This is a genomic window from Methylobacterium sp. 17Sr1-1 (assembly GCF_003173775.1).
GTDB lineage: Bacteria > Pseudomonadota > Alphaproteobacteria > Rhizobiales > Beijerinckiaceae > Methylobacterium.
The window spans coordinates 2,207,934-2,232,755 of record NZ_CP029552.1 but is presented as its reverse complement, the minus strand read 5'-3'; the positions used below and the strand labels follow the sequence as shown (position 1 = coordinate 2,232,755).

The 24,822-nt window shown below is 70.5% G+C and carries 22 protein-coding genes and 1 tRNA gene; 13 read left to right on the top strand and 10 right to left on the bottom strand.

The genetic code is table 11. The features are described from left to right. Window positions 1-108: 108 nt before the first annotated feature. From DK412_RS10070 to DK412_RS10060, 3 genes are all read left to right on the top strand, one after another. Complete coding sequence (locus tag DK412_RS10070; RefSeq protein WP_109971844.1) at window positions 109-789, top strand: GntR family transcriptional regulator; 681 nt, start codon at window positions 109-111, stop codon at window positions 787-789. Beyond that, window positions 786-1,475 (top strand): Asp/Glu/hydantoin racemase, encoded by a 690-nt coding sequence (locus DK412_RS10065; protein WP_109971843.1) that lies wholly within the window; start codon window positions 786-788, stop codon window positions 1,473-1,475. Before DK412_RS10070 ends, DK412_RS10065 begins: the two co-directional genes overlap by 4 nt. A 155-nt stretch (window positions 1,476-1,630) precedes the next feature. Further along, the gene (locus tag DK412_RS10060; RefSeq protein ID WP_109971842.1) at window positions 1,631-2,776 is read left to right on the top strand and encodes an iron-containing alcohol dehydrogenase; all 1,146 of its coding nucleotides are present in this window, start codon (window positions 1,631-1,633) and stop codon (window positions 2,774-2,776) included. 22 nt (window positions 2,777-2,798) lie between these two features. Here DK412_RS10060 and msrB read toward each other — a convergent pair whose 3' ends face one another. The 3 genes from msrB to DK412_RS10045 all read right to left on the bottom strand — a co-directional run bounded on the left by msrB (window position 2,799) and on the right by DK412_RS10045 (window position 5,288). After that, window positions 2,799-3,209 carry a peptide-methionine (R)-S-oxide reductase MsrB gene (gene msrB, locus DK412_RS10055; RefSeq protein ID WP_109971841.1) on the bottom strand — a complete coding sequence of 137 codons (411 nt, stop codon included), beginning with the start codon at window positions 3,207-3,209 and terminating at the stop codon, window positions 2,799-2,801. A gap of 93 nt (window positions 3,210-3,302) precedes the next feature. Next, on the bottom strand, window positions 3,303-4,463 hold the full coding sequence (locus DK412_RS10050) for a YihY/virulence factor BrkB family protein (protein ID WP_109971840.1): 1,161 nt from the start codon (window positions 4,461-4,463) through the stop codon (window positions 3,303-3,305). Between the two features lie 126 nt (window positions 4,464-4,589). Continuing rightward, a complete protein-coding gene (locus DK412_RS10045) occupies window positions 4,590-5,288 on the bottom strand; it encodes a GntR family transcriptional regulator (protein WP_109971839.1) in 699 nt (232 codons plus the stop codon). 170 nt (window positions 5,289-5,458) lie between these two features. Here DK412_RS10045 and dctP point away from each other — a divergent pair, with 170 nt between their 5' ends. From dctP to DK412_RS10020, 5 genes are all read left to right on the top strand, one after another. Beyond that, window positions 5,459-6,478, top strand: a complete 1,020-nt coding sequence (dctP, locus tag DK412_RS10040; protein WP_109971838.1) for a TRAP transporter substrate-binding protein DctP — start codon at window positions 5,459-5,461, stop codon at window positions 6,476-6,478. Then, a complete protein-coding gene (locus tag DK412_RS10035) occupies window positions 6,475-7,137 on the top strand; it encodes a TRAP transporter small permease (protein WP_109971837.1) in 663 nt (220 codons plus the stop codon). The genes dctP and DK412_RS10035 overlap by 4 nt, the downstream gene beginning before the upstream one ends. Further along, window positions 7,134-8,486: a TRAP transporter large permease subunit gene (locus DK412_RS10030; RefSeq protein ID WP_109971836.1), complete on the top strand. Its 1,353-nt coding sequence runs from the start codon at window positions 7,134-7,136 to the stop codon at window positions 8,484-8,486. The genes DK412_RS10035 and DK412_RS10030 overlap by 4 nt, the downstream gene beginning before the upstream one ends. A gap of 166 nt (window positions 8,487-8,652) precedes the next feature. After that, window positions 8,653-10,059, top strand: coding sequence for a malonyl-CoA decarboxylase (locus DK412_RS10025; protein ID WP_109971835.1), 1,407 nt, complete (start codon window positions 8,653-8,655; stop codon window positions 10,057-10,059). Between the two features lie 259 nt (window positions 10,060-10,318). Beyond that, a complete protein-coding gene (locus DK412_RS10020) occupies window positions 10,319-11,842 on the top strand; it encodes a malonyl-CoA synthase (protein ID WP_109971834.1) in 1,524 nt (507 codons plus the stop codon). Window positions 11,843-12,167: 325 nt separating this feature from the next. Here the strand turns inward: DK412_RS10020 and DK412_RS10015 are convergent, their stop codons facing one another. Beyond that, window positions 12,168-13,076: a LysR family transcriptional regulator gene (locus DK412_RS10015; protein ID WP_109971833.1), complete on the bottom strand. Its 909-nt coding sequence runs from the start codon at window positions 13,074-13,076 to the stop codon at window positions 12,168-12,170. 117 nt (window positions 13,077-13,193) lie between these two features. On the opposite strand from DK412_RS10015, the gene DK412_RS10010 reads away from it, so the two are divergent. The 4 genes from DK412_RS10010 to DK412_RS09995 all read left to right on the top strand — a co-directional run bounded on the left by DK412_RS10010 (window position 13,194) and on the right by DK412_RS09995 (window position 17,338). Further along, window positions 13,194-14,504 (top strand): citrate:proton symporter, encoded by a 1,311-nt coding sequence (locus DK412_RS10010; protein ID WP_109971832.1) that lies wholly within the window; start codon window positions 13,194-13,196, stop codon window positions 14,502-14,504. 16 nt (window positions 14,505-14,520) lie between these two features. Continuing rightward, the gene (locus DK412_RS10005; protein ID WP_109971831.1) at window positions 14,521-15,858 is read left to right on the top strand and encodes an acyclic terpene utilization AtuA family protein; all 1,338 of its coding nucleotides are present in this window, start codon (window positions 14,521-14,523) and stop codon (window positions 15,856-15,858) included. An 11-nt stretch (window positions 15,859-15,869) separates the two neighbouring features. Beyond that, window positions 15,870-16,181: a hypothetical protein gene (locus DK412_RS10000; protein ID WP_109971830.1), complete on the top strand. Its 312-nt coding sequence runs from the start codon at window positions 15,870-15,872 to the stop codon at window positions 16,179-16,181. Window positions 16,182-16,633: 452 nt separating this feature from the next. Further along, on the top strand, window positions 16,634-17,338 hold the full coding sequence (locus tag DK412_RS09995; protein WP_162596169.1) for an SGNH/GDSL hydrolase family protein: 705 nt from the start codon (window positions 16,634-16,636) through the stop codon (window positions 17,336-17,338). A gap of 260 nt (window positions 17,339-17,598) precedes the next feature. On the opposite strand, the gene DK412_RS09985 is transcribed toward DK412_RS09995, so the two are convergent. The 6 genes from DK412_RS09985 to DK412_RS09960 all read right to left on the bottom strand — a co-directional run bounded on the left by DK412_RS09985 (window position 17,599) and on the right by DK412_RS09960 (window position 23,518). After that, on the bottom strand, window positions 17,599-18,984 hold the full coding sequence (locus DK412_RS09985) for an amidase (protein ID WP_245447538.1): 1,386 nt from the start codon (window positions 18,982-18,984) through the stop codon (window positions 17,599-17,601). A gap of 11 nt (window positions 18,985-18,995) precedes the next feature. Beyond that, window positions 18,996-20,624: an ABC transporter substrate-binding protein gene (locus tag DK412_RS09980; protein WP_109971827.1), complete on the bottom strand. Its 1,629-nt coding sequence runs from the start codon at window positions 20,622-20,624 to the stop codon at window positions 18,996-18,998. An 84-nt stretch (window positions 20,625-20,708) separates the two neighbouring features. Then, window positions 20,709-21,470 (bottom strand): ABC transporter permease, encoded by a 762-nt coding sequence (locus DK412_RS09975; protein WP_109971826.1) that lies wholly within the window; start codon window positions 21,468-21,470, stop codon window positions 20,709-20,711. Continuing rightward, the gene (locus DK412_RS09970) at window positions 21,467-22,393 is read right to left on the bottom strand and encodes an ABC transporter ATP-binding protein (RefSeq protein ID WP_109971825.1); all 927 of its coding nucleotides are present in this window, start codon (window positions 22,391-22,393) and stop codon (window positions 21,467-21,469) included. Before DK412_RS09970 ends, DK412_RS09975 begins: the two co-directional genes overlap by 4 nt. Before the next feature lie 236 nt (window positions 22,394-22,629). Continuing rightward, entirely contained in the window at window positions 22,630-23,160 is a 531-nt protein-coding gene (locus tag DK412_RS09965) for a hypothetical protein (protein WP_245447536.1), read from the bottom strand. A 282-nt stretch (window positions 23,161-23,442) separates the two neighbouring features. Further along, a tRNA-Lys gene (locus DK412_RS09960) sits at window positions 23,443-23,518 on the bottom strand. A gap of 116 nt (window positions 23,519-23,634) precedes the next feature. Here DK412_RS09960 and DK412_RS09955 point away from each other — a divergent pair. After that, window positions 23,635-24,816, top strand: coding sequence for a hypothetical protein (locus DK412_RS09955; RefSeq protein WP_109971823.1), 1,182 nt, complete (start codon window positions 23,635-23,637; stop codon window positions 24,814-24,816). Window positions 24,817-24,822 lie beyond the last annotated feature (6 nt).

Here is a 24,822-nt window from a genome sequence, read left to right as displayed (position 1 = left end):
TCAAACGCCGGTTCACGCGTAGAACTCGTTCCCCTCTCCCATACGGGAGAGGGGATCCCGCGATCAAACGTCCGGCGCTGAGCTGGACGGACATCGCACGAGGCCTTCTTGGTAGACCTTCTCTCCCCCGACGCCCCCTCCCGCCCCGCCCCCTCCCTTACCGAGCAGGCCGCCGCCGCCTTGCGCCGGCTGATCCTGCTCAACCTGCTCCCTCCCGGCGAGGTGCTGAACGAGCCCGACCTGGTCGCCCGCCTCGGCGTCTCCCGCACGCCGGTGCGCGAGGCCCTGAAGCTGCTCGCCGGGGAGGGCCTGGTCACCCTGCGCCGCAACCGGGCCGCCCTGGTGGCGCGGCTCGACCCCGCCGACCTCGTGCCGCTGTTCGAGCTGGAAGTCGCGCTGGAGAGTTTTTGCGCAGGGCTCGCCGCCGAGCGGATGACCGCGCCCGAGATCGACCGGCTCGACCGGCTCCAGGCCGCCCTGGAGGCGGCGGAGCACGACCGCGACGCCTATACCCGCCTCAACCGCCAGGCCCACCGGCTGATCGTGACCGCGTCCCGCAGCCCGGCCATCGCCGAGGCGCATGGACGGGCCTTCGCCCGGCTGGAGCGGGCCCGCAACTTCGCCCTCGCGGCGGAGGGCCGGGTGGCCGAGTCGCTGGCCGAGCACCGGAACATCCTGGAGGCTCTGCGGGCGCGCGATCCGGAGCGCGCCCGGACCCTGATGCACGCCCACGTCGCCCGCACCCAGGCCCTGATGGTGGCCCGCCTGACCGAAGGACCGCGCCGATGACCGATATGACGGATGAGGAGACCTTGGCGGCGATCCGGGCTCTCGGGGTGATCCTGCCCTCCTCCAACCGCGTGGTCGAGCGGGCGACCGAAGCCCGGCTCGCCGGCCTGCCCGCCGCCGCCTGCTACGCCCGGGTGCCCTACGGGGCGATGCTGAAGGGCGAATCGTACGACGAATCCGTCTTCCTCACCGCCGCCGATCTCCTGGCGGATGCCGGCGTGGCGGCCCTGTGCTGGAACGCCACCCGCGGCGCGGCCCTCGGCTTCTCGCCCGACGAGCGCCTGTGCGAGACGATCACCCGCCGCAGCGGCCTGCCGATGGTGACGACGGCCCTCGCCGCCCGGGAGACGATCGCCCGCGCGGGCTACCGCCGCCTCGGCCTCGTGGTGCAGGGTGATTCGACGGAGGCCGAGCTGGTCGGCGGGCGCTTCCGTGAGGCCGGCATCGCGGTCGGCCCGGCCGCCGCCCTCGGCATCACCGAGAACCGCCTTGCCGCCGCGGTGACCCCGGCCAGGCTCGCGCGAGCCGCGCGGGAGGTGGCCGTCGGGACGGAGGCGGTGCTGGTCTGGAGCACCAACCTGCCCGGCTGGCGCCTGCCCCCCACTCTCGACGGCGTACCGCTCCTCGACGCGACCACGATCGGGACGGAGGCGCTGCTGGCAGCCGCCGGGCTCATGGGCGCCTGACGCAATCCGCATGGCCCACCCTGTGCGCCCGACTGACGCCCTGTGCTAAGGCTGTTGCTACGCCCGGGAAGAGGCGTGCGGGAGGCAGGACGGGCGCAAGGCCGCGCCCCCGCGCGCTGAGGAGCCCGGGCTCCGGATCACGTCAGGCAGCCCCCATGAGCCTCATCACCTATCTCACCCGGATCCAGTTCGAGCGCGGCGCCGTCCGGCTGATCGGCGAGGAGCTGGCGCTTCTCGGTGCGCAGAAGCCCCTGATCGTCACCGATCGCGGCGTCGTGGCGGCCGGCCTGATCGCCCGCGTCCTCGACGCCGCCGGCCTGCCCGCCACGACTCCGGTCTTCGACGGCACGCCCGAGAACCCGACCGAGGAGGCGACGCTGGAGGGCCGCGACCGCTTCAAGGCGGAAGGATGCGATTCGGTGATCGCGGTCGGCGGCGGCTCGCCGCTCGACCTCGCCAAGGGCGTGGCCCTGCTCGCCACCCACGACGAGCCGCTCGCCACCTACGCGGCGATCCTCGGCGGCATCCCGCGCATCCGCGCCGACCAGCCGCCCGTCTTCGCCGTGCCGACCACCGCCGGCACCGGCAGCGAGGTCGGCCGCGCGGCCCTGATCACGCTGGCCGACGGGCGCAAGCTCGGTTTCATCTCGCCCCACCTGATCCCGAACGTGGCGATCTGCGACCCCGAGCTGACGCTCGGCCTGCCCCCGGGCCTGACGGCGGCCACCGGCATGGACGCCCTGACCCACTGCATCGAGACCTATCTCAGCCCGCGCCACAACCCGCCGGCCGAGGCGATCGCCCTCGACGGGCTGTCCCGCGCCACCCGCTCGCTCGTCCGCGCGGTGCGCGACGGCAGCGACATCGAGGCCCGCGAGGACATGATGATGGCGGCGCTCGAGGGCGGCATGACCTTCCAGAAGGGCCTCGGCGCGGTCCACTCGATGTCGCACGCCCTCGGCGGCCTGAAGGCGAAGCGCCTGCATCACGGCACCCTCAACGCCGTGATCCTGCCCCACCTCCTGCGCTTCAACGCCCCGTCCTGCGCCGAGAAGTACGGCGCCTTGCGCAAGGCGATGGGCCTGCCCGAGGGCGCCGACCTCGCCGCCGCGATCGAGGCGCTGAACCGCGACCTCAGCCTGCCGACGGACCTCGCCGCCATGGGGGTCACGGAGGCCGATTGCGAGGCGCTGATCACCCGCGCGGTCGAGGATCACTCGACGGCGACCAACGGCCGGCCGGTCGGGGCGGAGGAGTTCCGGGAGCTGTTCCGGGCCTCGCTGCACGGTCGGACGGCTTAAACGCAAGGGGCCGGACGGCCCCCTACGCCTCCGGCTCGAACCCCATCGCCACCCCGTTCATGCAGTAGCGCAGGCCGGTCGGGGCCGGGCCGTCGTCGAAGACGTGGCCGAGATGGCCCTGGCAGCGGGCGCAGTGGACCTCGGTCCGGGTCATGAAGAACGAGCGGTCGGTCTGCGTCTCGACCGCGCCGTCGAGGGGGGCGGAGAAGCTCGGCCAGCCGGTGCCGGACTCGAACTTGGTGGCGGCATCGAACAGCGGCTGGCCGCAGCCGGCACAGGTGAAGGTGCCGGGGCGCTTCTCGTGGTTGAGCGGGCTGGTGCCCGGGCGCTCGGTGCCGTGCTCGCGCAGCACGCGGTATTGTTGGGGCGTCAGGGTCCGGCGCCACTCCGCGTCTGTGCGGGTCTCGGCGGTGCCGGTCTCGGTCGCGGCCATCGGGGCCTCTCCTCGTCGCGATACTCGAATGACGAGGACACAAGATGGGGGCGGACGCCGCATCCGGCGAGAGGCTGCGGCGTCGCGAAGAGGTCAGGCCGGCGCCCCGACCGTGTCGGCCATCCGGGCGCGGCGCGTGCCCATGGGCTGCTCCGGCCCGGTGGTGGTGTCGCGGGCGGTCTGGTGCTCCAATTCGGCGTTGATCTCGCCGCCGAGCAGCACGATCGTCGAGGAGATCCAGATCCAGGTCATGAAGCCGATCGCGGCGCCGAGCGAGCCGTAGGTCTCGTTGTAGTTGCCGAAATGGGCGACGTACCAGGAGAAGCCGATCGAGGCGACGAGCCAGACGGATCCGGCGGTCAGGCTGCCCGGCGTGACCCAGCGCCAGCGCGGCAGGTCGCGGCTCGGCCCGTAGCGGTAGAGGAGTGCCAGCACGAGGAGCAGCACCGCGAGCAAGGCCGGCCAGCGCAGGAGAGCGATGTACCAGGCCGTCGGGCTGATCCGGATGCCGAAATTGCCCAAAAAGTTCAGCGCCACCGGCAGCACCACGATGCAGCCGAGCGCCACCACGACGAAGACCAGCGCGCCGAAGGTGAAGGTGAGCGAGCGCAGGTTGAGCTGGATGAAGCTGCGCTTCTCCTCTTCCTCGTAGACGATGTTGAGCGCGTCGAACATCGCCTTCATGCCGGCATTGGCGCTCCACAGCGAGATCGCGAGGCTGGTGAAGAAGGTGATGCCGAGCGTGGTGCCGCCCTTGGCGGTGATGCGCTTGACCTGGTCGCCGATGATGTCGAGGGCACCCGACGGCAGCACGCCCTGGAGCAGGGAGAGGTGGTCGTTGATGCTGCTCGGATCGGTGAACAATCCGTAGAGCGAGACGAGGGCCGCCACCGCCGGGAAGATGGCGAGCAGGGTGTAGAAGGTGACGCCGGCCGCCACCGACAGCACCCGATCCTTCTGGAACTCGAGATAGACGCGGTAGAGCACGTCCTTCCAGCCCTTGGCGGGGATCTCGGTCGGCGTCTCCGCCTTGCGCCCGCGGTCGCCCTCGGTATCGGCGACCCACTGGGCCGGGCGCCCGGAATACGACTTGGCGCCGCCGCCGAGATGCCGGGTCGGGTCCGGCGCCGCCTCCATCACGCCGTCCGGCCGCCGCGCCGTGACGAGGCGGACGAGCGCGAGGCCGAGGAAGACGGTCCACAGGGTCGAGGTCACGCCGGACGGGGCGGAACCGGAGCGGGGTTCGGGCGGCATCGCGACACCGGATCAGGAGGACGTGTCGCCCACAAGCGTGGGCGCTCGGGAGTCACAACGTTGCGTCGCGGGGAGCGTTCCGGATGAGATAAAATGCCTTAGCGTCAATGGGTTGACCCATGGAGACTAGGCCGCCGCGCTGCCCCCCGGCAGGCTGCGGATCAGCTCGGCGAAGCGGTCGCCCTGCACCAGCACGTGGGCGCGCAAGCGCTCGCCGGCCAAGACCTCGTCCCCGGCCAGGATCGCCTCCACGGCGCCCTCGTGCTCGGCGAGCGACTGGCGCAGCCGGTTGCGGGCCCGGAGCTGGATGCGCCGGAACGGCGCGAGGCGCCGGCTCAGACCGACCGCCTGCTCGCACAGGAAGCCGTTGCGCGAGGCCCGGTAGATGACGGCGTGGAAGACCGCGTTCTCGGCGTAATAGGCCTCGGTGTCGCCCGCACCGGCCGCCGCCCGGCAGGCGTCGAGGGCGGCGACGAGATCGCGCTGATGCGCGTCGGTGAGCCGTCGCGCGGCGAGGCGCCCGCAGGCGGCCTCGAGCTCCGCCATGGTCTCGAACATCTCGATCAGCCGCGCCGGCTCCGGCGTGCTCACCACCGCGCCGCGGCGCGGCTTGATCTCGATCAGGCCGGTGACGGCGAGTTGCAGCAGCGCCTCGCGGATCGGGGTGCGCGAGACCCCGAACCGGGCCGCGAGCTGGACCTCGTCGAGCCGGTCGCCGGGGCGCAGGACCCCGTCCACGATCTCGTCCTCGATCGTCTGCCGCAGCCGCTGGGCGTGGTTCCGGGGTGCTTGGTTCGCGGAAGCGTGACTCGCAGCATGACGCATGGCGCCTCCCTCCTCCGGGCGCATGGGATACGACTTCCGCAGAATATGCACGCCGGTTGACAAAATATACAAGATGGGAGTCTTTTCCGAGCACGACGCAGCGGTCCCCCGAGAAGGCCGCGCTCCAACGACGGATCCGGAGCCGACGCGCTCCCGACGGAGGAAACGCCATGGCCCTCACCCGCCGCACGATCGTGGCCGCCGGCCTCGCCGCGCCCGCCCTGATCGGCCTCGGCCGCGCCGCGCAGGCCGCCACGACCCTGAAGCTCTCGCACCAGTTCCCGGGCGGCACGATCGACGAGGGCGATTTTCGCGATCGGATGTGCCGCAAGTTCGCGGCCGCCGTGAAGGAGCGCTCGAAGGGCGCGCTCGACGTCCAGGTCTATCCCGGCTCGTCGCTGATGAAGACGAACGCCCAGTTCAGCGCGATGCGCAAGGGCGCGCTCGACATGAGCCTCTACCCGCTGCCCTATGCCGGCGGCGAGGTGCCGGAGACCAATATCGGGCTGATGCCGGCGCTCGTGACCTCCTACCCGCAGGCGATGGCCTGGAAGACGGCGCCGGTCGGCCGCAAGCTGACCGAGATCCTCCTGTCGAAGAACATCGTGCTGGTCTCCTGGGTCTGGCAGGCCGGCGGCGTCGCGAGCCGCGACCGCCCGCTGGTGCGGCCGGAGGACGCCAAGGGCATGAAGGTCCGCGGCGGCTCGCGAGAGATGGACCTGATGATGAAGGCCGCGGGCGCCGCGACCCTCAGCCTGCCCTCGAACGAATCCTACGCGGCGATGCAGACCGGCGCCTGCGACGCGGTCATCACCTCCTCGACCAGCCTGATCTCGTTCCGGCTGGAAGAGCTGTCGAAGTCCCTCACCTCGGCCCGGGGCCGCTCGTACTGGTTCATGCTCGAGCCGATCATGATGTCGAAGGCGATCTTCGACGGCCTGACGAAGGATCAGCGCGACCTGATCATGGCGGTCGGCGCCGAGCTCGAATCCTTCGGCCAGGAGGGCGCGCAAGCCGACGACACCCGGGTCGAGCAGATTTTTTCGAAGGCCGGCGCCAAGGTCGAGGCCCTCGACGAGGCGACGCTCAATCGCTGGCGCGCCATCGCCCGCGACTCGGCCTGGAAGGATTACGCCGCCAAGTCCTCGTCCTGCGCCGAGATGCTGAAGCTCGCGGAGGCGGTCGCGTGAGCCACGCCTTCGACGCGGCCTCCGCCGCCGCGGAGCCGGAGCGCGCATCGGCGCGGGTCCGGCTCCCCGGCCCGCTCGCGGCGATCGACGCCGCGATGGCGGGCTTGAACCGCTTGATCCTGCTTCTCGGCGGCGTCGCCCTCGTCGCCGCCTGCTTGGTGCTGAGCTACAGCGTCGTCGTCCGCTACTTCCTGAAGATCCCGACCGAGTGGCAGGACGAGACGGCGGTGTTCCTCATCGTCGGCGCCACCTTCCTCTCGGCGGCGGGCGTCCAGGCCAAGCGCGGCCACGTCGCCATCGAGGCGCTGACTGGCCTCCTGCCGCCGCGGGCGAACCGCCTGCGCCTGCTCTTCGCCGACGTGGTCAGCCTCGGCTTCGTCGCGTTCTTCGCCTGGAAGAGCTGGACCCTGCTGCACGAGGCCTGGGAGGACGGCCAGATCTCGCAATCGACCTGGGGCCCGCCGCTCTGGATCCCCTACTCGCTGATGGCTGTCGGTATGACGCTGCTGGCGCTGCAATTCCTGCTCCAGATCGCCGAGGCCGTCGCCCGCGGCCCGGAGGCCGCCGGCTTCGCCGATCCGAAGGTGGGCTTAAGCGCCGATCTCGAGCGGGCCAAGAAGCACGACAAGCAACCCGGCGAGAAGGGGGTTGCCCGATGAGCACCGCGATCATCGGCACCCTCTACGCGGGCGCCACCCTGGGGGCGATGCTCGCCGGCATCCCGATCGCCTTCGCGCTCGGCGCGGTGGCGCTCGTCTTCATGCTGGCCTTCATGCCCGGCGCCTCCCTCGATACGGTGGCGCAGAACGTCTACGAGGAGATGGCCTCGATCACGCTCCTGTCGATCCCGCTCTTCATCCTGAAGGGCGCGGCGATCGGCCGGTCGAAGGCGGGTCAGGACCTCTACTCGGCGATGCATGCCTGGATGCACAAGATCCCGGGAGGCCTCGGCATCGCCAACGTCTTCGCCTGCGCACTCTTCGCCGCCATGGCGGGATCGAGCCCGGCGACCTGCTCGGCGATCGGTTCCGCCGGCATCCCGGAGATGCGTCGGCGCGGCTATTCCGGAGGCTTCGCCGCCGGCATCATCGCGGCGGGCGGCACCCTCGGCATCCTGCTGCCGCCCTCGATCACCATGATCCTCTACGCGGTCGCGGCCGAGCAGTCGCTCGGGCGGCTCTTCCTCGCCGGCATCGGCCCGGGGCTGCTGCTGGTCCTGCTCTTCGCGGCCTACGCCGCCTGGCGCTTCCGGCGCGAATTCGCCACGGCGCGGGCGGCCTACGTCACCGGCGGGCCGGAGCACCCGATCCTGGCGGAAGACCGCTACTCGATGGCAGAGCGCTTCTCGACCCTGCCGCGGGTGCTGCCCTTCGTGGTGCTGCTCACCGGCGTCATGGTGGCGCTCTACGGCGGCTACGCCACGCCCTCCGAGACGGCCGGCCTCGGCGGATTGCTGGCGCTGGCGCTGATCGCGGCGATCTACGGCGTCTGGCGGGCCCGGGACGTCAGCCCGATCCTGATCGCGACGCTCCGCGAATCGACCATGCTGATGCTGATCATCGGCATGTCGCTGCTCTACGCCTACGTGATGAGCTACCTCCACATCTCGCAGGCCGCCGCCGCCGCGATCGTGGCGATGCATCTCTCGCCGTGGCTGCTGCTCCTCACCATCCTGCTCCTGGTGGTGGGCCTCGGCTTCTTCCTGCCGCCGGTCTCGATCATTCTCATGACCGCGCCGATCATCCTGCCGCCGCTGCGGGAGGCGGGGTTCGACCTGGTCTGGTTCGGCGTCGTCATGACGATCACCATGGAGATGGGGCTGATCCACCCGCCGGTGGGCCTCAACATCTTCGTCATCAAGAACATCGCGCCCGACATCCCGCTCTCCGAGATCATCTGGGGCACCTTGCCCTTCGTGATCCTGATGGCCGTGGCGATCCTGGTCCTGTGCGTCGTCCCCGGCATCGCGTTGTGGCTGCCGGATCTCCTCTTGCCCTCGACCAAGTAGAGGCGCCACCATGCGCAGCGCGCCGCCGGGACCCGCCCGCGACTCCCGGCGGCGCCCCTCCCTCCTCTCCGCTGCCGCAGCGGAGCCCTATGTGACAACGGGCGGCGCGACGGACTCAGGATACGGGTCCCGGGCGGCCGCGCAACGCGACGGTGAGCAAGGCCCCATGGCGGCGATCTCGTTCCTCGGCGACCTCCTCCAGAGCATCTCGGACCGGGGCCGCGGGCTGATCGCCTTCGGCCGCGACGATCCCGCCAAGGCGAGCGTCGCCGAGGTGGTGAAGCTCTGCGAGGACCTGATCTCCCGGCGCGGCGAGGCCTCGGGCGTCGCGCTGGCCCGTATCATCCTCGACCGCTACGACAGCTTCGGGCGCGCCGACCGCCACGATTTCCTGCGCCGCATCGCCCTCGATTTCGGCGCCGACCACGCGGCGGTGGAGGGCGCCATCGCGGCCTACGCCAAGGCGCCGTCCCGGGCGGCGCTGGGGCGCCTGCACGAGGCGGCCGAGCCGCGATCGCAGGAGCTGATCCGCCGCCTCAACCTCGCCCGCGACGGCACGATCGCCCTGGTGCGGATGCGCGAGGACCTGTTCTCCTTGCGCGACGCCGCCCGCAAGGCGGACAAGCCGGATCCGGCCCTGGCGGAGGCCGTCGAGAGCCTCGATTCCGACTTCGAGCACCTGTTCGCGTCGTGGTTCAACCGCGGCTTCCTGGTCCTGCGCCGGATCGACTGGACGACGCCGGCCCACATCCTGGAAAAGATCATCCGCTACGAGGCGGTGCACGCCATCTCGGACTGGGACGACCTGCGCCGGCGCATCGAGCCGCCGGACCGGCGCTGCTTCGCCTTCTTCCACCCGGCGCTCCTCGACGAGCCGCTGATCTTCGTCGAGGTGGCGCTCACCACCGGCATCGCCGCGGCGATCGCCCCGATCCTCGCCAACGACCGCCGGCCGACCGACACCCGCGAGGCGACGACCGCGATCTTCTACTCGATCTCGAACTGCCAGAAGGGCCTGGCCGGCATCACCTTCGGCAACTTCCTGATCAAGCAGGTGGTGGAGGATCTCTGCCGCGAGATGTCGGCGCTGAAGACCTTCGTGACCCTGTCGCCGGTGCCGACCTTCCGTACCTGGCTCGACCGCGAGCGCCGGGCCGACGCCCCGCAGGGGATCACCCGCGAGGACGTCGAGACACTGCGCCTCCTCGACCAGCCCGACTGGCACGCCGACAAGGCCAAGGCGGACGCGGTGAAGAAGGCCCTGTTGCCGGCGGCCGCCTACTACTTCCTGCGCGCCAAGACCCCGCGCGGCAAGCCGGTCGATCCGGTCGCCCGGTTCCATCTCGGCAACGGCGCCCGGCTGGAACGCCTGAACTTTCTCGGCGACGTCTCGCCGAAGGGCCTGGCGCAGGGCTACGGCCTGATGGTCAACTACCTCTACGACCTCGCGGCGATCGAGAAGAACCACGAGACCTACGCCAATCTCGGCACGGTCTCGGCCTCGCTCACCGTCAACCGCGAATTGCGCCAGAACCTGCCGCCGGCGCGGTCCGTGGCGCTGGCGGAGGCATAGTGAGCATCCTCCTCTCCCCGCGGGCGGGGAGAGGGCCGCGACGACCTTGTCGTCGGCGCGGCGAGGCGGCAGCCGAGGGTGAGGGGGAGGTGCCGGATGTGGCTCCTCCGGAAACGCCCCCTCACCCTCGCCCTTCGGGCTTGCTGCATCTCCTGAACGGAGACGCAGCCCTCTCCCCGCCCGCGGTGAGAGGAGAGACCCGCGACCTTCGAATAGCCGGCGTTATCGTGCCGTCGCCGGTCTCCGAGAGCATCAGTCCATGTCCAACCACTTCTTCGACATCGTCCGCTCCCGCCTCCCCGCCGACCCGGCGGCCAAGGTCTTCCTCGAAACTCCCGAGGGCCTGCGCTGGAGCTACGCCGACCTGATCGCCGAATCCGGCCGCTACGCCGCGGCTCTCGTCGGCCTGGGCGTCGCGCCCGGCGACCGGGTGGCGGTGCAGGTCGAGAAGAGCCCGGCGGTGATCGCGCTCTATCTCGGCTGCGTGCGGGCCGGCGCGGTCTTCCTGCCGCTCAACACCGGCTACACCCCCGCCGAGATCGCCTACTTCCTGGGCGACGCCGAGCCGGCCCTGTTCGTCTGCGATCCTGGGAAGCTGGACGCCCTGAAGCCCGTGGCCGAGGCGGCAGGCGTCAAGCAGGTCGGCACACTCGACGCCAAGGGCGAAGGCACGATGGCGGCCGAGGCCGCGGGCCAGACCGGCGACTTCGCCGACGTGCCCCGCGCCTCGGACGATCTCGCGGCGATCCTCTACACCTCGGGCACTACCGGGCGCTCGAAGGGCGCGATGCTCACCCACGACAACCTGTCGTCGAATGCGCTGACGCTCGTCGATTACTGGCGCTTCACGCCGGACGACGTGCTGATCCACGCGCTCCCGGTGTTCCACACCCACGGCCTGTTCGTCGCCACCAACACGGTGCTGATGTCGGGCGCCGCGATGGTCTTCCTCCCCAAGCTCGATCCACCGCTGATCCTGTCGCTGATGGGCCGGGCGACCGCGCTGATGGGCGTGCCGACCTTCTACACCCGCCTTCTCAAGGAGCCGGGCCTGACCCGCGAGGCGACCGCCGGCATGCGCCTGTTCGTCTCCGGCTCGGCGCCCCTGCTCGCCGAGACCCATCGCGAGTGGCAGGAGAAGACCGGCCACGCGATCCTCGAGCGCTACGGCATGACCGAGACCAACATGAGCACGTCGAACCCCTATGACGGCGACCGGGTCGCCGGCACGGTCGGGTTCCCGCTGCCGGGCGTGTCGCTGCGGGTGGTCGATCCGGAGACCGGCCGGGGACTCGCGGCCGATCAGGTCGGGATGATCGAGGTGCGCGGGCCCAACGTGTTCAAGGGCTACTGGCGCATGCCGGAGAAGACCGCCGCCGAGTTCAAGGCCGACGGCTTCTTCATCACCGGCGACCTCGGCAAGCTGGACGAGCGCGGCTACGTCCACATCGTCGGGCGCGGCAAGGACCTGATCATCACCGGCGGCTTCAACGTCTACCCGAAGGAGGTCGAGACCGAGATCGACGGGTTGCCCGGCGTGCTCGAATCGGCGGTGATCGGCGTACCCCATCCGGATTTCGGCGAGGGCGTCACCGCCGTGGTGGTGCCGCGCGGGGCGGAGGCCCCGAGCGAGGCCGCGATCCTCTCGGCCCTCGAAGGGCGGCTCGCCAAGTTCAAGCTGCCGAAGCGCGTCATCATCGCGGACGAGCTGCCCCGCAATACCATGGGCAAGGTGCAGAAGAACCTGCTGCGCGAGACGCATAAGGGGTTGTACGGGGGCTGAGGCGCTCCATCAGGCAAAGAGATCCAAGTTGATCCAGTCGGATAAGAATAGAGCGCGTCTCCCCTCTCCCGTGTGGGAGAGGTGTCGGGGGTGAGGGTGGCGCGCGTCCGCGTCAAGCTATGACTGTCGTGCTGGCAGCTCAACGACCTGTGCTTAATTCTGAAACGCGCCACCCTCACCCCTACCCCTCTCCCACATGGGAGAGGGGATCCCGCGCATTATTGGTCTCGGGCAGATCAAGCGGGGTTCGCATCATGCATCCCGGTCGCCCTCGATCCTTGCCAAGCAGTTTCGGAGCGACTGGACGTGCGCCCGCCACGACCACTCACCCCACCCCCGAAAACTCCGCCCCCAGCGCCGGCACCAGCTCCCCCAAAAAATCCTCCGCCGCGGCCGGCAGCGTGCGCCCGGCCTTGGCGATCAGGCAGACCGGGCGGGAAAAGCTCGCCTCGGCGATCGGACGCGAGCGCAAGTCGGGCTCGGCGCGGATCTCGCGGGCGGAGCCCGGCAGGATGGTGAGGCCGAGCCCAGCCCGCACCATGCCGACCGCGGTCATCATGTAGGTCGCCTCGCAGGCCGTCACCGGCAGGCGCCCGGCGGCTACGAAGGCGGCGTCGACGACGGCGCGCACGCTGGTCTCGGCATCCATCAGCACCAGCGGGTACTCGGCCAGCGCCTCCAGGGTCACGGTCTCGACCTCCCCGATCGGGTGGCCCGCGGGATAGACCACGTGCAGGGCGTCCGCGGCGCGCGCGAGCACCGCGACGTCGGGATCGCGCACCTCGCCGCCGGTGACTCCGAGATCGACCTCCTCGCGCCGCACCAAAGCGAGCACCCGCTCGGCGATGGCGTCCTTGACGACGAAGCCCATCCGCGGATGCGCCGCCCGGAAGGCCGCGATCGCGTCCGGCAGCACGCCCGCCGCCACCGAGGGCAGGGCCGCGATCCGCACGATGCCGTGGCGCCGCGCCGCGAGGTCGCGGGTGTCGATGACGACGCTGTCGAGCTCGCGCAGTACGCGCTGAAACACCGGCAGCAGCTCGCGCCCGACCCGGGTCGGCGCGACGCTGCGGCTGTTGCGGTCGAGGAGGCGCACCGCCAGGGCCTCCTCCAGCCGGCGAATCTGCACCGTCAGGGCTGGCTGCGACAGGTTCAGGAGCGCGGCCGCCCGGGTGAAGCTGCGCAGATGCGCGACCGACACGAAGGCCCGGACGTGGCGCAGGTTGAGATCCATAATGGATGGTTATCGGGACGATCCGATCTTTTCAATTGCCGGATCGCCGGCCTCTTGGTGTGATTTGGGGACATTGAACGGCGCCACGTCCGAGCGCTGAAACCCCCGGAGGAAACGATGCTGGCCCTGCTCGGCCTGTGCACGATCGCGTTGCTGCTCGCCGCCATCCTGACCAAGCGCCTGTCGCCCCTCGTGGCGTTGATCGTGATCCCGGTCGCCGCCGCCCTCGCCGGCGGGTTCGGGCTCGAGACCGGCAAGTTCGTGCTCGCCGGCATCCAGAGCCTGGCGCCGGTCGTCGGGATGTTCGTGTTCGCGATCCTGTTCTTCGGCATCGTCAGCGATGCCGGGCTGCTCGATCCGATCATCGATAAAATTCTCGCCACCGTCGGCACCCGGCCGAGCCGGATCGTGCCCGGCACGACGCTGCTCGCGCTGCTGATCCACCTCGACGGCTCGGGCGCGGTGACCTTCCTCATCACGATTCCGGCGATGTTGCCGCTCTACGACCGGGTCGGGATCGACCGGCGCATCCTCGCCTGCGCGGCGTCGCTTGCAGCCGGCGTCAACTTCCTGCCCTGGACCGGGCCGATGATCCGGGCCTCCGCCGCCCTGAAATTGCCGATCCCCGACATCTTCACGCCGCTGGTGCCGGTGCAGGCGGTCGGCCTCCTGTTCATCTTCGCCGTCTCGTACTGGCTCGGCCTGCGCGAGGAGCGCCGTCTGAAGCGCGCCGGGGCCGGCACCGGAGAGGCGATCACCGCCGGCGGGCGCGCCTTGAGCGAGGCCGAGCGGTCGTTGCGCCGGCCGGACCGGTTCTGGCAAAACCTCGTCCTCACGGTCGCGGTGCTCGGCACCATGGTGCTGATGGCCGAAAAGATCCCACCGGCCCTGATGTTCATGCTCGGCACGGCTTTGGCGCTGATCATCAACTACCCGAGCGTCGACGCCCAGCGCCAGCGCATCGATGCCCACGCGAAGGCGGCGATCCTGATGGCGTCGATCCTGCTGGCGGCGGGCGTGTTCACCGGCATCATGCAGGGCACCGGCATGCTGAAGGCGATGGCGCAAGGGGCCGTGGCCTTCGTGCCGCCCGGCCTCGCCCCGCACATTCCCTTCGCGCTCGGCCTCGTCTCGATGCCGCTCAGCATGCTGTTCGACCCGGATTCGTTCTATTTCGGCGTGCTGCCGGTGGTGGCCGAGGTCGCCCACCAGCTCGGCGTGCCGCCGCTCCAGGTGGCGCAAGGCGCGCTGCTCGGCCAGATGACCACCGGCTTCCCCGTCAGTCCGCTCACCCCGGCGACCTTCCTGGTCTGCGGGCTCTGCGGCATCGACCTCGCCGACCACCAGAAATTCACCTTCCCGTTCCTGCTCGCGGCCTCCGTGGTGATGACCTTCGCGGCCGTCGCCTTCGGGGTTTTTCCGCTCTGAGCCGAGGAGACCGATGATGAAGACCATCCGCCTGGGCGCCGGGGCCGGCTATGCCGGCGACCGGATCGAGCCCGCGATCGAGCTCGCCGAGCACGGCGCCCTCGACTATCTCGTCTTCGAGTGCCTGGCCGAGCGCACCATCGCGCTCGCCCAGCAGGCCCGCCTGCGCGATCCCGCCGCCGGCTACGACCCGCTGCTGGAAGCGCGGATGCGGGCGGTGCTGGCGCCGTGCCGGCGCAACGGCACCCGCATCGTCACCAATATGGGCGCGGCGAACCCGCTCGCCGCCGCGGAGAAGACCCGGTCCATCGCCCGCGACCTCGGCCTCGCCGGCCTCAAGGTGGCGGCGGTGATCGGCGACGACGTGCTGGAGGCGGTCGGCGCCGGCGACTACGAGATCCTGGAGACCGGCGGCCGGGTGCGCGACCTCGGCAACCGGGTGATCTCGGCCAATGCCTATCTCGGCGCCGGCCCGATCGCCGAGGCGCTGGCCCGAGGCGCCGACGTCGTCATCACCGGCCGGGTCGGCGACCCGGCTTTGTTCCTCGCCCCCCTCATCCACGCCTTCGGCTGGGGAATGGACGACTGGGATCGCCTCGGCCGCGGCACGCTCGCCGGCCACCTCCTCGAATGCGCCGGCCAGATCACCGGCGGCTACTTCGCCGATCCCGGGGTGAAGGACGTGGCCGGCCTCGCCCGCCTCGGCTTTCCCATCGGCATCGTCGACGAAGAGGGTGGGATCGAGATCACCAAGGTTCCGGGATCGGGCGGGCAGGTGACGCTCGCGACCTGCAAGGAGCAGCTGCTCTACGAGGTGCACGACCCCGCCCGCTACCTCCAGCCCGACGTGGTGGCCGACTTCTCCGAGGTGACGATGGAGGCACTCGGCCCCGACCGGGTGCGGGTGACGGGCGGGCGCGGCCTGCCTGCGACCGGGCTCCTCAAGGTCTCGGTCGGGTTGATCGATTCCTATATCGGCGAGGGCCAGATCTCCTATGCGGGCCCAGGCGCCGTAGCGCGCGGCCGCCTCGCCCTCGACATCGTGCGCGAGCGCCTTGAGCTCACCGGCGTCAGGGCGAGCGAGCTGCGCTTCGACCTGATCGGCGTCGATTCCCTGCACGGTGCCCGTCTGGCGGGTGAAGCAGAGCCCTACGAAGTCAGAATCCGCGTCGCCGGGCGCTGCGACAGCCTCGGGGAGGCGGCGCGGATCGGCAACGAGGTCGAGACCCTCTACACCAACGGCCCGGCCGGCGGCGGCGGGGCCTGGAAATCGGCCCGCGAGGTGGTCGGCGTGCTCTCGGTCCTGGTGCCGGCGGCGCTCGCCCGGCCGAGCGTGCAAATGATCGAGGCGTGAGGGAGACGACCATGAAGCTGCGCGCGCTCGCCCATTCCCGCACCGGCGACAAGGGCAACACCGCCAACATCTCGCTGATCGCCTACGATCCGGCCGATTACCCGCGTCTGGAGCGCCACGTCACCGCGGAGCGGGTGCAAGCGTACTTCCACGGCGTCATCCAGGGCGAGGTGACCCGCTACGCCCTCCCCCGTCTCGGCGCCCTCAACTTCGTGATGACGGGGGCCTTGGGCGGCGGCGTCACCCGCTCGCTGGCGCTCGACGCCCACGGCAAGGGATTGAGCGCGGCGTTGCTCGACCTGGAGATCCCCGAGGAGGCGTGAGGCGGCCTGCCGGCTCGCGGGCGGCCATGATGATGTGGAGCGTGGCCGGCCGGGGATTGCCGGCAGGCCCATGATCGCGTCCCATCACCGGCATGCGGATCGAAGTCGCGCCCAGAGGACAAGCCGTCAACGGCGGCTCAAGCTTAACCGGGGGTGAGCCGGACCTGCTCAGTTCTCGGCGATCGTCACGGCTTTCGCTGACCAGCCGAGCAGAGCCCCGGGGTTCGTCTTGGCTCAGCTTCATTTTGGGCTGGATCGGCGGTAACGCGCATGTTACCCGACAAATACGGAACCGAATCGGTTCATCTCCCTCCTTGTCCGGAACTGCCATGCTCCTCCGGTTTCACCTGGGCCGGATGGCCTGCCTGACGGCGGCCATTCTCGCCGGTCACTGCGTTGCGGCCCGTCCTGCTTCGGCCTGCCCGGCTGCCTTGCCGGCGGCGGTGGAACGGATGAGCCTCGACGTGACCGAGGCCCACGTGGCGCGGCGTGAGGCGGTGCGGGTGCTGGCCATCGGCTCGTCCTCGACCGAGGGCATCGGCGCCTCGGCGCCGGACCGGACCTACCCGCACCTGCTGCAGCAATCCCTGCGCGCTGCCTGGCGCGGCACCCCGGTCGAGGTCACCAATGCGGGCATCGGCGGCGAGACCGCCGATCAGACCCTGGCACGCCTCGCCGAAGCCCTGAACCAGACGGTCAAGCCCGATCTGGTGATCTGGCAGGTCGGCACCAACGACGCGATCACCGGCGGCAGCGAGGCGGCGTTCCGGGTCCGGCTCGAGCAGGGCATCGCGCTCGTCCGCGCCGCCGGCAGCGACCTGATCATCCTCGACCAGCAATACTACCCGGCGATCCCCGATCACGCCCGCTACGAGCGCTTCGTCGGCCTGGTCGCGGCCGTCGCGACCGGGGCCGAGGTACCGGTCTTCTCGCGCTACGCCCTGATGAAGGACTGGAACCGACAGGATCCGGACCTGCTCGCCGGCATGCTGTCCTCCGACAAGTTCCACATGGGCGACCAGGGCTATGCCTGCCTCGCCCAGGCGCTCGGCCGCGACATCCAGGACGCCGTGACCCCGCGGCCCGACCCGCTCCAGGCCGTCGCCCGTGCGAAGCGCCAGCCGCTGCCGGGGAATGTCGGGCTGAAGCGGGGCTGACGCGGGCTCGCGCTTTGCATCATCGACGTGGCGCCCTCGGACGGATCCCGTCCGGGGGCGCACTCTTTTGCGACCTGTGGATCGCTTTACGAACCATCCCATCCACCACCTCATCCTGAGGCGCCGCGCAGCGGCCTCGCAGGAGGGCTCCAGAGGTCACCGAGACATCTGGAGGCCTCCTGCGAGGCCTACGCTTTGCTCCGGCACCTCAGGATGAGGTCGCGGGTGGGGTGGAGATGATCTCTGCCAGTTCTGGAGATTTACAGCGCCGGCCCCCGCAGGTGCCACTCCGTCGCCCCCTGATACGCCTGTCCGATCCGGAGTGCCGTCGCCTCGTCGTAGCCGCGGCAGACGATCTGGAGCGAGAGCGGCAGGCCGCCCGCCGTGAAGCCGTTCGGCAGCGCCAGGGCGCAGAGTTCGAGCAGGTTGCCGAAGCGGGTGAAGCGCGAGGGCATCACCGTCTGGTCGACGGCGTCGAGGGGGATCGCCGCGCTCTCGGTGGTCGGGGTCAGCAGCGCGTCGATGCCCTCCATCGCCTGGGCGAAGGCGGCCTTCATCTCCTGCTGAAACCGCTTCGTGCGCAGGTAATCCTGCGCGCTCACCCCCGCGCCCGCCAGCGTGCGCAGGCGGACATCCTCGTCGAGGCGCGAGGCCCGGTCCTCGGACAGGGCGCCGTTGAAGAAGTAGCACTCGGCCTGCACGATCGCCGACGTGGTCACGAGGTCGGCGAAGCGGAACGGCAGATCGACCTCGACGATCTCGGCGCCGAGCCGCGCCAGCGCCTCCAGGGAGGCGTCGTAGGCATCCAACATCTCGGACGAGACCCCCGCCCGCTCGACGGCCGGCATCCGGGCGAGGCGCAATCCGCGCACGCCGCGATGCAGGACCGGCATCGGGTCCTCGGGCGCGATGCCGCGGGTGTTCGGGTCCCGCGGATCCGGCCCGGACAGGATCGTGTAGAGGAGCGCCACGTCCTCGACGCTGCGCGCCATCGGGCCCGGCGTGTCGAGGGAGGTGCTGAGCGGCACGATGCCGGCGGTGCTGACGCGCCCGATCGTGACCTTGAGCCCGGTCAGCCCGCAGAACGAGGCCGGCAGCCGCACCGAGCCGCCGGTATCGGTGCCGATCGCCCAGGGCGCCATCCGGGCCGCCACCGCGACGCCCGAGCCGCTCGACGAGCCGCCGGGCGTGCGCGGCGTCGCGAGGTCCCAGGGGTTCCAGGGCGTGCCCATGTGCTGGTTGGTGCCCCAGCCGCCATAGGCGAACTCGACCGTGTGGGTCTTGCCCAGCACGATCATGCCCTGCGCCAGCATGCGCTTGGCGATCGTCGCGGTCTCGGCGGCGCGGCGCTCGCGGAAATGCGCCGAGCCGCCAGTGGTGATCCGGCCCTCCAGGTCGATCAGGTCCTTGAGCGCCACCGGCACGCCGTGCAGCGGGCCGACGGCGTGGCCGGCGCGGATCATCCGGTCGGCGCCCTCGGCGGCGAGCCGCGCGTCGTCGCCGTAGACCGCCACGAAGGCCTGCAGCTTCGGCTCCAGCCGCTCGATGCGGGCGAGATGCGCCTCCACGACCTCGACCGGCGAGATTGTTCGGGATGCGATAGCGCGGGCGAGCTGGTGGGCCGGAAGCTCGACGGGATCGGTCACGGTGGAACTCCTCACTGTACGCTGATCCGGGTCAGGTCGACGAACCATGACTGGGGCGAGACGAAGTTCTTGACCCGCGGCGACATCGCCCTCGGGTTGAGATCATGCACGATGTACAGCCAGGGCGGATCATCGACCAGGCGCTCATGCGCCGCCCGCGTCGCCTGGGCGATCGCCTCCGGGTCGGTCGCCCCGGCGAGGTCCTTGAGCGCCGCGTCGAAGCGCGCATCCGTCCATTGCGGGAAGTTGAAGCCCTTGGGCGAGACGTTGGCGGAGGAAAAGTAGCGCGCCATCACGGCGACGTCCGAGGAGGGCGAGGAGACGTTGAGGGCGTTCGCCCCCTGGAGCGACGGCGCGTCCGGCGCCGCCCGCCCGGCATTGAGCAGCACCTGCCACTCGACCACGTTGAACGTGACATCGACGTTGCAGGTCTGCTTCAGGTTCTCCTGCAGGAACTCGTTCATCGGCAGCGGCTGCATCTGGCCCGAGCCGGAGGTCGAGATCATCACCTTGAGCGACAGCGGCTTCTTGTCGGTGAAGCCGGCCTCGGCGAGCAGCGCCCGGCCCTTGCCGGGGTCGAGGCGGTAGCGGTTCTCCGGTGCGCCGAAATCCGGATCCGAAGCCTTCAGCCAGCCCACGGCCGGCTCGGCGGTGCCGTTCAGGAAGGTCACCAGCCCCTCCCGGTCGATGCAGTAGTTGAGCGCCCGGCGCACCCGCACGTCCTTCAGCGGGCTGTTCGCCGCGCCGATATTGTAGAACCACGGCCAGACATGCGGGTAGGAGCCGGTGGTGATGGTGAATCCCGCCTGGCGTAAGGAAGCGAGCCCGTCCGGCGCCGGCGCCTCGATCCAGTCGACCTGGCCGGCGCGCAAGGCGGCGATGCGGGCATTGGCCTCCGGGATCGGCATCAGCCGCACCTTGTCCACCTTAGGCAGGTTCTCCCGGTCCCAGTAATCCGGGTTGCGGGCGAGCTCGACCGCCTCGCGCGGCCGCACCCCGGTGATGCGGAACGGCCCGGTGCCGGCGGCCGGCAGCATCCCGACCTTGGCCCAGTCCCGCCCGGCCGCCTCGAACGAGGCCGGCGAGGTGAACAGCAGGTAGACCACCATGTAGGGGAAGTACGAGGCTGAGGCAGCGCTGGTGATGGCGACGGTGCGGTCGTCGATCTTGCGGTAGCTCGCGAGCAGGGGCGCCCGCGCCCGGGTGATGCCGGCGGCCGGCGGCTCGTATTGCGGGCTGTCCTGCTTGAAGTAGCGGTCGAGGTTCCAGATCACCGCGTCGGCGTCGAAGGCGGTGCCGTCGTGGAAGCGCACGCCCTGGCGCAGGTGGAAGATCCAGGTCTTCGCGTCGTCCGGCGCCTGCTCCCACTTTTCCGCCAGGCCCGGCCGCAGGGTCGCCAGCCGGTCGGTGCGGGAGAGGTCCCAGAGCACCAGCCCCTCGAACACCGGATAGCCGAGGAAGCGCATCCCCTCGAAGCCGTTGTTCGGCATGCCGGTGGTGGTCGGCACGTCGGCGGCGGTCATGCCGATGCGCAGGACCGATTCGGCTCGCGGCGATTGGGCCTGGGCCTGGGCCTGGGCCGGCGCGAGCCCGAGGAGGAGCGCCGAGAGAGCGAAAGAGGAGCAGAGCGGGCGTGGCATGGCGGCGGGCTCCGTGAAGGCCCGTCCACCGCCGCAAGAGCCGGGCCATTCCGGCTCATGGTTCGAACTTGGCTCGTAGAAGAGTTAGCTCTTGAGCCGGTAGCCCGTCCGGAAGATCCACGCCACCGCCGCAAGGCAGGCGGCCAGGAACACCAGAGCCATGACGACGCTCACCGCCGGGATGACGTCCGAGTGACCGTAGAAGCTCCAGCGGAAGCCGCTGATCAGGTAGACGACCGGGTTGACGAGGCTGACCGTCCGCCACACCGGCGGCAGCATGTCGATGGAGTAGAAGCTGCCCCCTAAGAAGGTCAGCGGCGTGACGATGAGCAGCGGCACCAGCTGCAGCTTCTCGAACCCGTCCGCCCACAGGCCGATCACGAAGCCGAACAGGCTGAAGGTGACGGCGGTGAGAACCAGGAAGAACACCATCACGAAGGGGTGCTCGATGCGCAGCGGCACGAACAGGGCCGAGGTCGCCAGGATGATCAGCCCGAGCATGATCGACTTGGTGGCCGCCGCCCCGACATAGCCGGCGACGATCTCCACTGCCGAGATCGGGGCCGACAGGATCTCGTAGATCGTGCCGGAGAAGCGCGGAAAGTAGATGCCGAACGAGGCGTTGGCGATGCTCTGGGTGAGCAGCGTCAGCATGATCAGGCCCGGCACGATGAAGGCGCCGTAGGGCACCCCGTCGACCGAGGTGATCCGCCCGCCGATCGCGGCGCCGAACACCACGAAGTACAGCGAGGTCGAGATCACCGGCGCGACGATGCTCTGGAGCAGCGTGCGGAAGGCGCGGTGCATCTCGAAGCCGTAGATGGCGCGGATGGCGGGCCAGTTCATGCGCGGTCCCTCACGAGATCGACGAAGATGTCCTCGAGCGAGCTCTGACGGGTCTGGAGATCGCGAAAGCGGATGCCGGCTGCGGCGAGGTCGGTGAGCAGCGTCGTGATGCCGGTGCGCTCCGCCTTGGCGTCGTAGGTGTAGGTCAGCGCGGCACCGTCCTCCGACAGCGTCAGCGGGTGGCCGGCGAGCGCCGGCGGCAGCGTGCCGAGGGGCTCGTGGAGCTGGAGCGTCAGCTCCTTGCGGCCGAGCTTGCGCATCAGCTCGGCCTTCTCCTCGACCAGCACGATCTCGCCCTTGGCGATCACCCCCACCCGGTCGGCCATCTCCTCGGCCTCCTCGATGTAGTGGGTGGTGAGGATGACGGTGACGCCCTGATCGCGCAGGCGGCGCACCATGCGCCACATGTCCTGGCGGAGCGCCACGTCGACGCCGGCGGTGGGCTCGTCGAGGAACAGGATGCGCGGCTCGTGCGCGAGCGCCTTGGCGATCAGCACCCGGCGCTTCATGCCCCCCGACAGGGTCATGATCTTCGCGTCGCGCTTCTCCCACAGCGAGAGGTCCCGCAGGACCTGCTCGATATGGGCGGGATCGGGTTTGAGGCCGAACAGGCCGCGGCTGAAGCTCACCGTCGCCCAGACCGTCTCGAAGGCGTCGGCGGTGAGCTCCTGCGGCACCAGGCCGATGAGGCGCCGCGCGGCGCGGGGCTCGGCCAGGATGTCGTGCCCGCCGACCGTCACCGTGCCGGTGCTCGGCGTGACGATGCCGCAGATGATGCTGATGAGGGTGGTCTTGCCGGCGCCGTTCGGCCCGAGCAGGGCGAAGATCTCGCCCTGGCGGACCGTCAGGTCGACGCGCTTGAGCGCGGCGTGACCCGAGGCGTAGGTCTTCGACAGGTTGGTGATCGCGATGATGGGCGTCATCCGGTCCCGGAGCGTGCTGGGTCTGGCGGTGTCGCGCCTCACCTGGGCCGGAGGTGGCGGGAGCGCCACCATCCGTCGCCGGCAAGTGGTTGCCGGCAAGTGGTTACCGGAAAGCCGTCGCGCTCGGGCCCGGGCGCGACGTGAGACCGGCTCGGTGCGGCGCCGATATGCGCCCCTTCCGGCGCCGGGTTGGTGCGCAAGCGCACTTGGCAGTGCCGGCCGATCGGCGGTGCCGGTCAGGCGGCCTTTCCGGGGCCGTCCCGGTCCGGGCCGTCCTCGTCGTCGAGGTCGCCGCCGTCATAGGCGTCCTCGTCGGATTCGGCCCGCTCGGCCTCGTCGTCCTCCGGCACCTCGGACTCGTCGTCCCGGCTCCGGACCTTGGTGTAGAAGTTGCCGACCTGCAGTGCCTCGCCGGCAGTGACCATCGAGCTCAGATAGGCGTTGATGGTCGCCGGTGCCGCGTCGGGCAGCGCGCGCAGGATCTGCGGCTGCGACAGGCCCTGCGGCCCGGCCCCGTCGATCAGCGCCTTGAGGCGGCCCTTGGTCGAGTTCGCCCGCGGTCCCCGCGGCCCGCGCCGCCCGCCCGCGCGGGGCTCGCCGCGATCCGGACCGGAGGCCAGCCCCGCCGATGGCAGCGACAGCCCGAGATCCTCGATCGGCGTATCCTCGATGATTGCCCGGAGCGCGTTCTCGGCGAGCCGGAGCTTGGCCAGCTCCGCCCCGATGCGCTCGTACTCGGCCTCGAGCGCCGCTCTCCGTTGGCTCACATCAGCCAAGGCCTTCATGAGCGCATCATTCCCCGACATTGCCCCTCCAGACAAACTGGGCAACGGCTCCTCGCACAGGCGGTCACGCCCGTCAACGAACAGGGTGCCGATGTCCACGATGGAAGATCCGCGCACGCGATCCGTCACGTACCGATGCACGTCCAAGGCGACAGTGCAGAGCCGGGAAGGTAAATTTGGACACAAGGCTGGCGATTTTGGACACACAGGCCAGACGGCCGCAATCCTTCAATCGCCCAAGCTGTTGCCTAAGACAGATGAAAGTGGTGAGCGCGCTGGGACTCGAACCCAGGACCTACAGATTAAAAGTCCGTTGCTCTACCAGCTGAGCTACGCGCCCGCGCTCCAGGGATGGCGGCGCGGCGCTGGCGGGCCGGCCCAGATCCTGTTCGGAGCAGAGGCGGACATAGGGGGTTGACGCGGCCGGGTCAACCGGGAGACCACGGCCGCCCACACATGCCCGCATCGATGCCGCCCGACACCGCCTCCCACGCCGACCCCGCCGCGCGCTGGCGGCTTTTCACGGGCCTTCTCCTCGGCGCGGCCGGGCTGGCCGGGCTCCTCGTGCTCGCCTTCGTGGCCGCCCTCGACCCCTACGGCCTGCGCGCCGGGCCCGGGCGGGCGCCGGGGCCGATCATGGATCTCAACCAGCGCTTCATGTACCCGCAGGTGGTGCGGAGCGGGGTGTACGATGCGGCGGTGTTCGGCACCTCGACCGCCCGCCTCCTCGATCCGCGCGGGCTCGACCGGGCCCTCGGCGGGCACTTCGCCAACCTCGCGATGAACGCCGCGACGCCCTGGGAGCAGGTGCAGCTCGCCCGGCTGTTCCTGGCGCGGACGCCCGCGACGGCGGTGCTGTTCGGCCTCGACGCGCCGTGGTGCGAGGCGGATGCGGACCGGAAGCGCCTGACCTTCCGGGCTTTCCCGCCCTGGCTCTATCGCGAGCCCCTGACCTGGACCGCCCTGTTTCACCAGTGGAACCAGCAGAGCGTCGAGATCGCCGGACGGGCGCTGCTCCATCGCCTCGGGCGCATGCCGGCCCGCATCCGCGGCGACGGCTACGAGGTCTTCACCCCGCCGGAATCGCGCTACGACGCCGCCCGCGCCGCGGCGCATATCCACGGCGTCGCGCCGGTCCCAGGCATGTCCGCCCAAGGAGCACCTGGCCAAGGAGCACCTGGCCAAGGAGCACCTGGCCAAGGAGCACCTGGCCAAGGAGCACCTGGCCAAGGAGCACTTGGCAAAGAAGCGCAGGCCGAGGCGGATCCGGCCACGCCCGCCCTCCCCTGGCTCGACGAGCTCCTCGGCCTCGCACCGGCGCAGGCGCGCAAGATCGTCGCCTTCATGCCGGTCAACGTGGCGGCGCAGCCGGAGCCCGGCAGCGCGGCGGCCGCCCGGGAGGCGGTCTGCAAGGCGCGGGTGGCGGAGATCGCCCGCCGGCACGGCGCGCTCGCGGTCGATTTCCGCATTCCGTCGGGCGTGACGCGGGACGACACCAATTACTGGGACGCCCTGCATTACCGCCTGCCGGTCGCCGGCCGGATCGTCTCGGCCCTGCGTCGCGCGGTCGAGGAGCGGCGCGACGACCCGGACGGGTTCTACCGGGTGCTCGCCGCGCCGCTGGCGGCGGCGCCGTGAGGAGTG